Below are 12,913 nucleotides of genomic sequence, written 5' to 3' on the forward strand. Positions count from 1 at the left end.
GGCACCGATACGGTCGTGTCTATGAGTGAAACGCAGCCCATCGACCCGCGCTACGCGAACCGGTCGCCGCGGACCCAATCGGCCGGCAGGCCGAAGAAGCGGCGCAACTGGTTCCTCCGCACCGTCGGACTGATCGTCCTGCTGTTCGTTCTCATGCTGATCGCCGTCCCGCTGTACGCGTGGAGCCGGATCGACAAGATCGAGGCCATGCCGACCGGACAGCGGCCCGCCGAGACCTCGGGTACGACGTACCTGATGGTCGGATCGGACGCCCGCGAGGACCTCAGCCGGGCCGAGCGCGCCCGGCTGCACACCGGCGGCGACGCCGGGCCGGCGCGGACCGACTCGATCATGCTGATGCATGTGCCGAAGTCCGGGCCGACGGTGCTGATCAGCATCCCGCGCGACAGCGCGGTCAACATCCCGGGCATCGAGGGCAAGCAGAAGATCAACGCGGCCTTCAACAAGAGCCCGGCGCTGCTGATCCAGACGATCGAGAACGTCACCGGGCTGCGCGTGGACCACTACGTCGAGGTCGGGTTCGGCGGCTTCGCGTCGGTGATCGACAGCATCGGCGGAATCCAGATGTGCTTGCCGAAGGCAATGAAAGACGACAAGGCGCATATCAACCTGCCGGCCGGCTGCCAGAAGCTCGACGGCGTGAACGCACTGGGATACGTGCGCTCGCGGCACGCCGACAACCAGAACGACTTCGGCCGGGTCGAGCGGCAGCGGCAGATGGTCGGCGCGATCGCGAAGAAGGCCAGCTCGCCGTCGACGTTCCTGAACCCGGTGCGCTACTACAACGTCGCGACCAAGGGTGTCGACGCGCTGACCGTGGACAAGGACATGAGCCTGTTCGACTTCATCCGGTTCGCGCGGGGCATGCGGGCCATCTCCGGCAGCGGAGGCGTCACACTCACCGTCCCGGTCAGCGACGACAACTACCAGCTCGGCCACGGGCGAGGCGTCGCCGTGAAGTGGGACACCAAGAAGGCCACGGCGCTGTTCAACGCGATCAAGCAGGACAACACCAGCGGCCTCAAGAGCAGTTGACCTTCCTGATCCACGCGGTGGTGAGCCTGGGCATGCTCATCGTCGTACCTCTCGGACTCACGCTGCTCCCCACGCGAACCACCAGCACCCACTGGTGGTTCGCGTTCGCCGTTCCAGGTGCCGTGTCACTCTGGCTGCCCATTTCCACCTCGCGGGCTTTGCGGCCGCGCTGATGGCCTACCTGTCTGCGGACGGTCTGGCAGCTGTCAGCGTCCCGCTGGGCACTGGGCTTGGAACCTGGGGAGGCGGTCGCGGACGGCTGATCGGGGTACAGCAGTTTTGCTGGGCGTGTCTGGTTCGGTGTTGGTGGTCACGATGCTTTTGGCGGTCAGTTGGGCACTGGGACATGTGGTGAACACGCCGCGAGAAAGGAAGGGGGCCGGATGAAGCTGGAGGATCTGGCGGGGCTGCGGTTCGGGTACGACGTCGTGGGGTCTACGCGGTACGACGAGACGCCCGAGGGGTATCACCGGTTGGAGTGTCGAGAGCGGATCGGGCACGGGGACGAGGTGTTCCGGCGGGCGGCTGATGCGTTGCTGGGCTGGCAGATGCAGCCTGCGGCCGGATTGCCCATGACCGCGACCGACTCACCCCCGCGGATCGGCACCAACTCGCTCGGTCGCCTCGGACCCGGTCTGCTGATCGGCCGGTCGCCCCTCGCGCGCATCGGCCTCCCGGTCCCCTGCCGGGTCGTCTGGACCGTCAACGAACCGGACCGCATCGGCTTCGCGTACGGCTCGCTGCAAGGGCACCCGGAGGCCGGCGAGGAGTCCTTCGTCATAACCCGCGAGCCGGACGGCATCTACTTCACCATCCGCGCGTACAGCCGCGGCGCCACCTGGTACACACGCCTAGCCGGCCCGCTCGCCCGCAAAGCCCAGCAGTACGCCGCCCACCGCTACACCAAGGCCCTGCAACGCCTGGCAACCACCTAGAGCGACACATAGCCCGACCGATAGCCCAACCCATAGCAAAGGCCCCGCAAGCTCATACCTTTGCGGGGCCGCGACCTTTGTACACTGCGTGGCAATACCAGCGTTTGAGCGACACGCGAACAGTGGGCGACAACCCGGGGTGCGCGGCAGGTGGTGGTGCTGCGAAACTGTGGCGGGTGAGTCCCAAGACGTTGACGGATCTGGTGGCGCCGGACTGGGCCGAGGCTTTGGCGCCGGTCGAGGGCACGGTCGCCAAGATGGGTGAGTTCCTGCGCGGCGAGATCGCTGCCGGACGGTCCTATCTGCCGGCAGGTGAGAACGTGTTGCGCGCGTTCAAGCAGCCGCTGCAGCAGGTGAAAGTGCTGGTGGTCGGCCAGGATCCGTACCCGACTCCCGGGCACCCCGTCGGCCTCAGCTTCTCGGTGGCTCCCGACGTACGGCCGATTCCGCGCAGCCTCGCGAACATCTACAGCGAACTGATGGCCGACGTCGGCGTACCGGCTCCGTCCAACGGTGACCTGACGCCGTGGGCCGAGCAGGGTGTGCTGATGCTCAACAGAGTGCTGACTGTGCAGCCGGGCAAGTCCGGTGCGCACCGCGGCAAGGGCTGGGAGAGCGTCACCGAACAGGCGATCCACGCGCTGGTCGACCGCGGCGGCCCACTGGTCGCGATCCTCTGGGGCCGCGACGCCCAGACGCTCAAGCCGATGCTCGGCAACACGCCGTACGTCGAGAGCGCCCACCCGAGCCCCTTGTCCGCCGACCGGGGCTTCTTCGGCTCCCGGCCCTTCAGCCGGGTCAACGCGCTCCTCGAGCAGCAAGGCGCGACTCCGGTCGACTGGCGCCTGCCCTAAACAACCCCTCGCCGATAACGCGCCGGACCCCCGTGGTCACGGCGCGTTTCCACGTGTTCGGACAATTTGTTCGAATGATGCATTGCAGGATCGTTCAACAATCTCCTATGGTGAGCGGAATCGCCCTGTCCCTCCGGGAGGAACCATGTGGGTTCTGCTCGCCATTGCGGTGGTGGTCGTCGGGTTCGCCCTCCGGATCAACTCGATGCTGGTCGTCACCGCGGCCGGGATCGTGGCCGGCCTGATCGGCGGCCTGTCTCCGGTCAAGATCCTGAACGCGTTCGGCGACGGCTTCGCCGGCAGCCGGTCCGTCACCGTCTTCATCGTCACTCTGCCCGTCATCGGTCTGATCGAGCGGTACGGCCTGCAACACCAGGCCCGCAAGCTGATCAGCAAGTTGAAGGTCCTCACCACTGGCCGCCTATTGGCCCTCTACATGCTGATCCGGCAAGGCACGGCTGCGGTCGGCCTGACCAGCATCGGCGGCTACGCGCAGGCGGTCCGGCCACTGATCCATCCGATGGCCGCCGGTGCGGCCGAGCGTAAGTACGGCAAGTTGCCGGAGAAGATGCAGGAGAAGATCAAGGGCTTCGCCGCCAGCGCCGACACCGTCGGGGTGTTCTTCGGCGAGGACATCTTCGTCGCGATCGGTTCGATCCTGCTGATCACCGGCTTCGTCGACACGACGTACGGCCTGAAGCTCGAGGCGATCGACATCGCCGTCTGGGCGATTCCGACCGGTATCTGCGCGCTGCTCATCCACGGCTCGCGGCTGTGGCTGCTGGATCGCACGCTCGACAAGATGGCCGCCCAGGCCGACGCCGAGGCCATGGGTGAGGACGAGGAGGTGGCCCGGTGATCAAGGTCGAGTGGTTCTACTGGCTGTGCGGCATCTTCTTCCTGCTGATCGCGATGCAGGCCTTCAACGACCGGACCAACCGCAAGCGCCTCGGCAGCGCCGCGTTCTGGGGCCTCCTCGGTCTGTCGTTCTGCTACGGCACGTTCGTGGTGCACAAGCAGGCTCCGTCCTGGCTGCTCGGCATCGCGGTCATCGGTATCGCTGCGCTGGCAGGCGCAGGGTTCCCCGGGCGCGGTCAGGAACGTACGACGACACCGGAGCAGCGGGCTCGTTTCGCTGACCGGTTCGGCAACAAGCTGTTCCTGCCGGCGCTCGTGATCCCAGTGGTCGCCGCGATCTTCGGCGCCTGGCTCGCCAAGGTGAAGCTCGGCAACGGCAAGCCCCTGCTCGAGACCGGTTCAGCCACGATCATCGGTCTCGGCGTCGCCTCGATCCTTGCGCTCATCGTCGGCATGATCCTGTTCCGGCCGAACTCTCCGGCCGTGCCGTTGCATGAGGGCCGGCGGCTGCTCGAGCACATCGGCTGGGCCGCGATCCTGCCGCAGATGCTCGCCACGCTCGGCCTGCTGTTCACCGCGTCCGGAGTCGGCAAGGCGGTCGGCCGCGTCACGGATCACCTGATTCCCAAGGGATCGCTGATCGCCGCGGTCGCGCTGTACTGCATCGGGATGGCGATCTTCACGATCATCATGGGCAACGCGTTCGCGGCCTTCCCGGTGATGACGGCCGCGGTCGGCTGGCCGCTGCTGGTGCAACAGTTCCACGGCACGCCGGCGGTCGTGTTCGCGGTCGGCATGCTGGCCGGCTTCTGCGGCACGCTCTGTACGCCGATGGCCGCCAACTTCAACCTCGTCCCCGCGGCACTGCTGGAGATGAAGGATCAGTACGGACCGATCAAGGCCCAGATCCCGACAGCTGTCCCGCTGCTCGCCTGCAACATCGCGATCATGTACATCTTCGCTTTCTAAGGAGTCGCACATGGAGTACGCCGCCGCCTGGGCCGACATCGCCTGTGAGGTGCTCGAGACGCCGTACCCGTACGGCGCTGGGCACGCGTCGACGGGCCCGGACGACGTCGACGTCACCCCGGATCGCCTGCATCCAGCCTTCCACGGGTCGTACGACTGGCACTCCAGCGCGCACATGCAGTGGTCCCTGGTCCGGTTGCTCGCACTCGCACCGGACCAGGTCGGGCGGCGCCCGATCGAAGTACTCGACAAGCGTCTGACACCAGAGGCGATCGCCACCGAAGCGGAGTACCTGCGGGAGCGGCCTTCGTACGAACGGCCCTATGGCTGGGCCTGGGCGGCAATGCTGGTCGCCGCTGGTCGTCAGACGCAGTGGGCGGATGCACTGCGCCCGCTTGGTGATGTCATCGCCGACCTGGTACTGGCGTGGCTGCCGAAGCAGGCCTATCCAGTGCGGCATGGGGTGCATCTCAACTCCGCGTTCGCGCTTGCCTTGTTGTTCGAGGCGTACGACGAGCTGGGCCGCGCCGATGTGGTCGAGGCGATCCGGTCTCGGGCGCTGGAGTGGTTCGGCGACGACACGGCGTACGACACGCGATTCGAGCCGTCCGGGACGGACTTCTTGTCGCCGGCGTTGACCGAGGCGGAGTTGATGCGCCGCGTGTTGCCGGATGCGGAGTTCGCGGACTGGCTGTCCGCGTTCCTGCCAGGGCTCGGCAAAGACGCGCACCGGCATTTGCTCGAGGTGCCCATCACCGACGACACGGGCGACGGGCAGCTGGCGCACCTGTCCGGGCTGGCTTTGAGCAGGGCCTGGCAGTTGCGGACGATCGCGCCCGCCCTGCCTGACGTTGCCTCGGCGCTTCGTCAAGGCGCGGATCGTCAGGTCGAAGCGACGCTGCCGACCGTCACCGGCGGCGACTTCATGTCGACCCACTGGCTGGTGTCGTTCGCCCTCCTGGCTGATCAGGCCTAGACGGACAGACGTACAGACGTACTGAGTCAGGCCCTCCCGACCGCCGCCGATTGACACCCGGCGAAGTCCGCCGTACGGTCTCGCGTTAATAGGAAACTTTCCTAACAGATCGCGTGATCAGCGCGGCGAGTACCCGCGAGCGGCGAAGGGAGGCAGGGTTGGCTCATGGCAACAACACCCGGAACGCCGCGCCTGCTGCGCGCGATGAACGACCGCGCCGCCCTGGACCTGCTGCTCAGCCAGGGTCCGCTCTCCCGCACCACGCTGGGCAACCTGACCGGTCTGTCCAAGCCGACCGCGTCCCAGCTGCTCGCACGGCTGGAGGCTGCCCACCTGGTCCGCCAGAGCGGCACCACCGCCGGTCGCCCGGGCCCGAACGCGCAGCTGTACGAGATCAACGGCAGCATCGCGTACGTCGCCGGCCTCGACGTCACGCCGGCCCGGATCCGGGCCGCAGTGGCGGACCTGACCGGCAAGGTGGTCGGCGAGTACGAGCTGGCTACGCCAGGCCGCAGCGCCAAGGGCACGGTCGACCGGGTGGTCAAAGCGATCGAGGGCGCAACCGGCGAGGCGGGCCTGAATCGCGAACGACTGCACCGGGTCTCGATCGGTACGCCGGGTGGTTTCGACCCGACGACCGGCCGGCTGCGGTACGCGACCCATCTGCCCGGCTGGCACGCGCCGCATCTGCTCGAGGAGCTGGCCGCCGCGATCGCCGTACCGCTGGAGGTCGAGAACGACGTCAACCTGGCCGCGATCGCCGAGCAGCGCGTCGGCCACGCCCGCGAGCACGACAACTTCGTGCTGCTCTGGGGCGAGGAAGGCATCGGCGCCGCGATCGTGATCAACGGCCGGCTGCACCGCGGCGCGACCGGTGGCGCGGGTGAGGTCGCGTTCCTGCCGCTCCCGGGTACGCCGCTGGTCCGCAACGTCGGCCGCAACAACGCCGGCGGCTTCCAGGAGCTCGCCGGCGGCGAACCGGTCCTGGAACTCGCCCGCGAACACGGCTTCAAGGCCCGTACGCCGGAAGCCGCGATCGCGGCCGCGCTGCAGACCGAAGGCGCGGGCGACGCCGTGCTCACGGAGTTCGCGCACCGGCTGGCCGTCGGGCTGGCCGCCATCGTCGCGGTCGTCGACCCCGAGCTGATCGTGCTCGCCGGTGGTGTCATCACCGCAGGTGGCGAACGCCTGCGCGGCCTCGTCCAGGACGAGCTCGCTGATCTCGCCGTCCCGCGGCCGCAGCTGCTGATGACCGCGATCAGCACCGATCCCGTGCTCTCCGGAGCACTGCAGTCCGCCCTGAGCACGACCCGCGACGAGGTCTTCGACACCGCTGGTCCACCTGTCACCTAGGAGCCGCAGCATGAAACTCACAGTCGTTGGTGGCGGGTCCACCTACACGCCCGAACTCGTCGACGGCTTCGCCCGGTTGCGGGACACGTTGCCGGTCTCGGAGCTTGTGCTGGTCGATCCGGCGGCGGACCGGCTCGAGCTGGTCGGCGGCCTGGCCCGCCGGATCTTCGCAAAACAAGGGCATGCGGGCCGCGTGATCACCACGTCCGACCTGGACGCGGGCATCGAGGGCGCGGACGCCGTGCTGCTCCAGCTGCGCGTCGGCGGGCAGGCAGCGCGCAACGAGGACGAGACATGGCCGCTGGAGTGCGGTTGCGTCGGCCAGGAGACGACGGGCGCCGGTGGTCTCGCCAAGGCACTGCGGACCGTGCCGGTCGTGCTGGACATTGCCGAGCGAGTACGACGTACCAATCCGGACGCGTGGATCATCGACTTCACCAACCCGGTGGGGATCGTGACGCGTGCGCTGTTGTCGCACGGACACAAGGCGGTCGGGCTGTGCAACGTGGCGATCGGGTTCCAGCGTCGGTTCGCCGCCATGCTGGGGGTCACGCCGGAAGAGGTGTCGCTGGACCACGTGGGGTTGAACCACCTGACCTGGGAGCGCGCGGTCCGCGTCAACGGCGAGGACATGCTGCCGAAGCTGCTCGCCGAGCACCTGGACGACCTGTCCGAGGACCTGATCCTGCCGGCCGACGTAGTACGTGAGCTTGGCGTCGTGCCGTCGTACTACCTGCGCTATTACTACGCGCACGACGCGGTGGTGAAGGAGCTGCTCACGAAGCCTTCTCGTGCCGCGGAGGTCGCAGCACTCGAGAAGGAGCTGCTGGACATGTACGCCGACCCGAAGCTCGACGAGAAGCCCGCTCTGCTCGAGAAGCGCGGCGGTGCGTACTACTCCGAGGCCGCGGTCGCCCTGGCATCGTCATTGCTCAACAACACCGGCGACGTGCAGGTGGTCAACACCCTCAACAACGGCACGTTCCCCTTCCTCGCTGACGATGCGGTCATCGAGGTGCCTGCCACAGTCGGCGCGGAAGGTACGACGCCGGAGCCCGTCGCCCCGCTGGAGCCCTTGTACGCCGGACTGGTCGCGCACGTGACGGCGTACGAGGACCTGGCGCTGGAGGCCGCTGTGAAGGGCGGATCCGAGCGCGTGTTCAGGGCACTGCTGGCGCATCCTCTGGTCGGGCAGATCTCCATCGCTCAGAAGCTGACCGACAAGCTGCTGGCGCACAACAAGGCGTATCTCCCGTGGGCGCGCTAGTCCCGGGCGGAGTCCTCGCCTTCGATGCCGGCAACAGCAAGACCGACGTCGCACTGGTCGCCGCGGACGGGACAGTGCTCGGTACGGCGCGTGGTGGCGGGTTCGAGCCACAGAAGCTCGGACCGGTCGCCGCGGTGGCCGGGCTGGAACCGCTGGTACGCGCTGCCGCGGCAGAAGCCGGACTGCGACTGGGCGACGTACCGCTGGTGCAGCAGATCTCGGCGTGCCTGGCGAACGCCGACCTGCCGATCGAGGTGGAACAGCTGACCGCTGTCTTCGAGGACTGTGGTTGGGCGGAGTCGGTGTACGTCACCAACGACACCTTCGCCCTGCTGCGCTCCGGGGTGGACGAACCGCGTGGTGTGGCAGTGGTTTGCGGTGCAGGGATCAACTGCTCCGGGATGCTCCCCGACGGACGGACCGCCCGCTTCACCGCGCTGGGGAAGCTGACCGGCGACTGGGGCGGCGGTGCGCAACTGGCCGAGGAGGCGTTCTTTTCGGCGTCGCGCGCAGAGGACGGCCGCGGCCCGGCGACCGCGCTCCTCACCGCGCTGCCGGCGCACTACGGCTTGCCGTCACTGGCTGCGGTGATCGAGGCGTTGCACCTCGGCGACTTCCCGGCGCCGCGGCAGCTGGAGGCCGTGCCGGTGCTGTTCCAGGTCGCGGCCGCCGGCGACACCGTTGCCTTGGGCATCATTCAGCAACAGGCCGAGGAGATCGTCGCGATGGCGGTCAGCGCGTTGCGGCGGCTCGAGCTGCTCGGTGAGCCCGTCACCGTCGTACTCGGTGGTGGCGTCCTGACCGCGGGGCACTCGGTCCTGCTCGACCGCGTGACGGGTCTGCTCGCCGACGTCGCTCCGAAGGCAGTCCCGCGCGTGGTCGACGTACCGCCGGTCGTGGGTGCGGCGCTGCTCGGACTTGACCACACGGCCGCCGGAGCGAGCGCCCAGGAGCGCCTACGCGCAGCCTTCGCGCCGCCACCGGCCGCCTGACCCGGCCCTCCTCCCACCCGAGCGGAGCGAGGGGTGGGGATGTTGCAGCACTGTTTCATTGGGGACTGATGCAAACTCCCGCGCGTGATGTGGCGTCCCACGAGTAGGACCACATCCACTCGGGAGGTCGATGATGATTCGAAGGATCATAGGTCTGGGCGGTACGACGGCCCTCGCAGTCAGTGCGCCATTCGTTCTCACCGCGGCCGGAGCACCGGCCAACGCAACCACGACCACGACCACGACCAGCTGTAGCCGGCTCGCGTCTGCGACGAACATCTCCGCTGCGGCGTACGCCGACCGCTTGGTGCGCGCGTGGGGCAGCGGTGCGACCGCGACCGCCAACTGCTACGCGTCGACGGCTGTTACCCGCACGCTCTACGGACAGGCATTGCCCGGTGGCATCCACTGGCGCCGGGTCTCGACCGAAGGCGCCGCCGGCACGATCTACGTGACGTACCACGACGACGCTCGCGGCGGGAACCTCACGATCGGCGTACAGAACGTCGGTCTGCGCGCGGCGAACGGCTGGCACGCGGCGTACACCGCCAAGTTCAGCGGCGAGCCGCGGGCCTGGAACGCGGTCCAGTGGTCGGACAATCTGGTCCGGGCCTGGGGACGCGGTGACACCAAGTGGACTGCGTACTACGCGACGCCGACCGCGGCCGCACAACTGCACAAGGTCGCCGCGAAGGGCGGTTCGCACTGGACGCGCAGCTCCGCCGAGGGCGCGGCCGGTACGACGTACGTGACGTACCGGAACGACGTCACCAGGCACACGCTGGTGATCGGTGTGTCGAACGTCGGGCTGTCCCAGGGCGACGCACACGCGGCGTACACGGTGCGGTACCACTGATGGCTTGAGCTCGTCCTGTTGAGGTGTAATCATGATTACATGAGTACACAGACCGAGCAGGAGAAGGTGCGGGGCTGGCTGACCGGGCGGTTGCCGGGCGACTGGTTCGAGGGTGAGCCCGAGCTGTCGATCGACCGGGACGAGATCCTGATCGTCGGCCGGATCCCCGCACCCGAGCAGAGCAAGGACGTGAGCGACTCCGAGCGCTCCGCCGCCGAGGCAGGCCGGATCAAGCAGTTCCGCGAGGACACCCGGGACCACCGGATCGAGATCGCCCGCGAGCTCGAGCACGCCACCCGCCGCAAGGTCGCCTGGGGCGTCCGTTGCGGCGAGACCAGGACGATCTTCACCTCGCTGTCCGCACCGGTGATGACCCGCCTGCGCCAGCCCGAACGCCAGGTCCTCGACACGCTCGTCGACGCCGGCGTGGCCCGCTCCCGCAGCGACGCCCTCGGCTGGTGCGTCAAGCTGGTCGCCCAGCACAGCGAAAGCTGGCTGTCCGACCTCCGCGAAGCCATGCGCAAGGTCGAGGACGTCCGCGAAGCAGGCCCCGACACCTCGGAGAGCTGACCCTCACGAGGTCGTGAGGATCACCAACTGCTGGGTCGCGCGGGTCATGGCGACGTAGCGGTCGACTGCTCCCTCGAAGGTCTCGGGATCGATGAGTACGACGAGGTCGAACTCGAGGCCCTTCGACAGGGCCGGCGTCAGCGAGCGGATACGTGCTGTCGTCGGTACTGCGTCGCCGCCGGCGCTGATCACGCAGGCAACGCCATCGCCCTCTTCGGCGAGCCAGGCGTCGAGGATCGAGCCCAGGTCGGCGACCGAGCCGTGGACCACCGGACGGTCGCCCTTGCGGATGGACGTCGGAACATTTGCGTCCGGAAGGACTGCCCGGATGACCGGCTCGGCCTCGGCCATCACCTGTTCCGGCGTTCTGTAGTTGACGGTCAGGGTCGCCACGTTGATCTGGTCGAGCCCGACCCGCTCGAGCCGTTCCGGCCAGGTCTCCGTGAAACCGTGCCTGGCCTGAGCGCGGTCGCCGACGATCGTGAAGCTTCGCGACGGGCAGCGGAGCAGCAGCATCTGCCACTCGGCGTCGGTCAGCTCCTGCGCTTCGTCCACGACGACGTGTGCGAACGGACCGGCCAGCAGGTCCGGGTCCTTGTGGACCAGCCCGGCCGGGTCGACCAACGCGTCGGTGAAGTCCTCACCGCGCAGCATCGACACGAGTCCCCCGCCGTACTCGTCGTCGCCGGCCGCGATCAGGTTGTCGACGACCTCGGACATGCGTGCCCGCTCCGCCGCGGCCGCTGCCTTCCGCCGGCGTGTACGCCGCGATGCCTCGGGATCGCCGACCCGGAGCCGGGCAGCATCGAGGAACGGCAGGTCTTGCAGCGTGAACGCGTACGGGTCCTCGCGCTGCAACAGCTTGACCTCTTCGGGTTCGAGCCACGGCGCACACCTGCGCAGGTACGCCGGGACGGACCACAGATCCGCGACGACGTCGTTCGGTTCGATCAACGGCCAGGCCTTGTCGAACGTCGTCCGCAGGTCTTCGTTCTGTTCCAGGGATCTGCGCAGCATCTCTTCCGGGGTGTCCTCGTCGTCCTGCTTGTCGATCAGGATCGTCAACAGCTCTTCCCAGACCAGGTCGCGCGCTTCGTTGTGCGGCGTACCGGGATCGGGCGCTTCGAACGCGTCGGTCCAGTCGGCCGCCGTGAGTTCGAGCTCGGACCAGTGGGTCTCGACGATCATTCGCTTCGTCGGCGCTTCCTCGTAGAGCCGGACGGCCGGTTCGATCGCTGTCACCAGTTCGGCCGACGATTTCAGCAGTGCGACGTCGGGATCGTCCTCGGGCTTCGCCGCGGCGCCTTCGGGCACGAGGTCCCGGAGCGTGCACGTTCGCACGCCCTCCTCGCCCAGGCTGGGCAGGACGTCGGCGACGTACGCCAGGTACGGCTGGTGCGGGCCGACGAACAGTACGCCGCCATGCCGCTCGCCGAGCCGTGGATCGGAGTACAGCAGGTACGCCGAACGGTGCAGCGCGACAACCGTCTTCCCGGTGCCCGGACCGCCGTCGACGACGAGCGCACCGCGGGAACCCGCACGGATGATCGCGTCCTGGTCGGCCTGGATCGTCCCGAGTACGTCGCGCATGCGAGGCGACCGGCTGCTGCCGAGGCTGGCGATGAACGCGGACTGGTCGTCGAGCGCCGCGGCGTGTCCTGCGAACTCGTCGGCGTTGAAGACCTCGTCCCAGTAGTCGCTGATCCGGCCACGGGTCCAGCGATACCTGCGCCGGCTGACCAGGCCCATCGGGTTGCCGTGCGTCGCTCCGAAGAAGGGCTCGGCCGCCGGTGAACGCCAGTCGATCAGCAGGCGGCGACCTTCGCTGTCGGTGAGGCCGAGGCGTCCGACGTACACAGGCTGCTCGGGGTCATCCGCGCTGACGACGTGGCCCAGACACAGGTCGAGGCCGAAGCGACTGAGGAGGCGGAGACGGGTCGTCAACCGGTGGACCTCGAGGTCGCGGTCCATCGCCTCCTGGCCGATGCCACCAGGTGCCTTACGGGCGGTCTCGAGACGGTCGGTCAGGTCGGCGATCGATTGCTGCAGGGTCTCCGCGATGGCCGCGAAGTGTTTCTCGTCGTCGGCGATCAGTGCCGGGTCGGCTTTGGCGGCAAGGTGTTCGGGAAGGTCGAACGCACTGGTGGGCACGGCGGCGATTCTGAAGCACGAGGTGGGGCTTGCGGCAAGCCCGGTCGTCGGTTATAGATTGGAAATAGAGGGGAAC

13 protein-coding genes are annotated in these 12,913 nt (G+C 68.1%); 12 read left to right on the plus strand and 1 reads right to left on the minus strand.

The window, feature by feature from the left end; translation table 11 throughout:
• Positions 1 to 21 precede the first annotated feature (21 nt).
• The 12 genes from EV653_RS21120 (at position 22) to EV653_RS21170 (ending at position 10,686) form a co-directional block, all read left to right on the plus strand.
• Positions 22 to 1,056, plus strand: coding sequence for an LCP family protein (locus EV653_RS21120; RefSeq protein WP_134105449.1), 1,035 nt, complete (start codon positions 22 to 24; stop codon positions 1,054 to 1,056).
• Positions 1,057 to 1,344: 288 nt separating this feature from the next.
• Positions 1,345 to 1,443, plus strand: a complete 99-nt coding sequence (locus EV653_RS42860; protein ID WP_441294977.1) for a hypothetical protein — start codon at positions 1,345 to 1,347, stop codon at positions 1,441 to 1,443.
• The gene (locus tag EV653_RS21125; protein ID WP_134105450.1) at positions 1,440 to 1,991 is read left to right on the plus strand and encodes a DUF1990 family protein; all 552 of its coding nucleotides are present in this window, start codon (positions 1,440 to 1,442) and stop codon (positions 1,989 to 1,991) included. Before EV653_RS42860 ends, EV653_RS21125 begins: the two co-directional genes overlap by 4 nt.
• Before the next feature lie 176 nt (positions 1,992 to 2,167).
• On the plus strand, positions 2,168 to 2,845 hold the full coding sequence (locus EV653_RS21130) for a uracil-DNA glycosylase (protein WP_134105451.1): 678 nt from the start codon (positions 2,168 to 2,170) through the stop codon (positions 2,843 to 2,845).
• Positions 2,846 to 2,990: 145 nt separating this feature from the next.
• Positions 2,991 to 3,704, plus strand: a complete 714-nt coding sequence (locus tag EV653_RS21135) for a DUF969 domain-containing protein (protein WP_134105452.1) — start codon at positions 2,991 to 2,993, stop codon at positions 3,702 to 3,704.
• Positions 3,701 to 4,672 carry a DUF979 domain-containing protein gene (locus EV653_RS21140; RefSeq protein ID WP_134105453.1) on the plus strand — a complete coding sequence of 324 codons (972 nt, stop codon included), beginning with the start codon at positions 3,701 to 3,703 and terminating at the stop codon, positions 4,670 to 4,672. The genes EV653_RS21135 and EV653_RS21140 overlap by 4 nt, the downstream gene beginning before the upstream one ends.
• Before the next feature lie 10 nt (positions 4,673 to 4,682).
• Positions 4,683 to 5,648, plus strand: a complete 966-nt coding sequence (locus EV653_RS21145) for a DUF2891 domain-containing protein (protein WP_134105454.1) — start codon at positions 4,683 to 4,685, stop codon at positions 5,646 to 5,648.
• Between the two features lie 165 nt (positions 5,649 to 5,813).
• Positions 5,814 to 7,001 carry an ROK family transcriptional regulator gene (locus EV653_RS21150; RefSeq protein WP_134105455.1) on the plus strand — a complete coding sequence of 396 codons (1,188 nt, stop codon included), beginning with the start codon at positions 5,814 to 5,816 and terminating at the stop codon, positions 6,999 to 7,001.
• A gap of 10 nt (positions 7,002 to 7,011) precedes the next feature.
• Positions 7,012 to 8,268, plus strand: coding sequence for a 6-phospho-beta-glucosidase (locus EV653_RS21155; RefSeq protein ID WP_134105456.1), 1,257 nt, complete (start codon positions 7,012 to 7,014; stop codon positions 8,266 to 8,268).
• Positions 8,256 to 9,260 carry an N-acetylglucosamine kinase gene (locus EV653_RS21160; protein ID WP_134105457.1) on the plus strand — a complete coding sequence of 335 codons (1,005 nt, stop codon included), beginning with the start codon at positions 8,256 to 8,258 and terminating at the stop codon, positions 9,258 to 9,260. The genes EV653_RS21155 and EV653_RS21160 overlap by 13 nt, the downstream gene beginning before the upstream one ends.
• Before the next feature lie 133 nt (positions 9,261 to 9,393).
• Entirely contained in the window at positions 9,394 to 10,116 is a 723-nt protein-coding gene (locus tag EV653_RS21165; RefSeq protein ID WP_134105458.1) for a hypothetical protein, read from the plus strand.
• 39 nt (positions 10,117 to 10,155) lie between these two features.
• Complete coding sequence (locus EV653_RS21170; RefSeq protein ID WP_134105459.1) at positions 10,156 to 10,686, plus strand: hypothetical protein; 531 nt, start codon at positions 10,156 to 10,158, stop codon at positions 10,684 to 10,686.
• A 3-nt stretch (positions 10,687 to 10,689) separates the two neighbouring features.
• Here the strand turns inward: EV653_RS21170 and helR are convergent, their stop codons facing one another.
• Positions 10,690 to 12,846 carry an RNA polymerase recycling motor ATPase HelR gene (gene helR / locus EV653_RS21175; RefSeq protein ID WP_134105460.1) on the minus strand — a complete coding sequence of 719 codons (2,157 nt, stop codon included), beginning with the start codon at positions 12,844 to 12,846 and terminating at the stop codon, positions 10,690 to 10,692.
• Positions 12,847 to 12,913: the final 67 nt, after the last annotated feature.

This window comes from Kribbella pratensis, from assembly GCF_004365355.1.
Taxonomy (GTDB): domain Bacteria; phylum Actinomycetota; class Actinomycetes; order Propionibacteriales; family Kribbellaceae; genus Kribbella.

Coding starts and splice junctions, on each gene's coding strand:
- EV653_RS21120 (WP_134105449.1), top strand. CDS start 22: ATGAGTGAAACGCAGCCCATCGACCCGCGCTACGCGAACCGGTCGCCG.
- EV653_RS21125 (WP_134105450.1), top strand. CDS start 1,440: ATGAAGCTGGAGGATCTGGCGGGGCTGCGGTTCGGGTACGACGTCGTG.
- EV653_RS21135 (WP_134105452.1), top strand. CDS start 2,991: ATGTGGGTTCTGCTCGCCATTGCGGTGGTGGTCGTCGGGTTCGCCCTC.
- EV653_RS21145 (WP_134105454.1), top strand. CDS start 4,683: ATGGAGTACGCCGCCGCCTGGGCCGACATCGCCTGTGAGGTGCTCGAG.
- EV653_RS21150 (WP_134105455.1), top strand. CDS start 5,814: ATGGCAACAACACCCGGAACGCCGCGCCTGCTGCGCGCGATGAACGAC.
- EV653_RS21155 (WP_134105456.1), top strand. CDS start 7,012: ATGAAACTCACAGTCGTTGGTGGCGGGTCCACCTACACGCCCGAACTC.
- EV653_RS21165 (WP_134105458.1), top strand. CDS start 9,394: ATGATTCGAAGGATCATAGGTCTGGGCGGTACGACGGCCCTCGCAGTC.
- EV653_RS21170 (WP_134105459.1), top strand. CDS start 10,156: ATGAGTACACAGACCGAGCAGGAGAAGGTGCGGGGCTGGCTGACCGGG.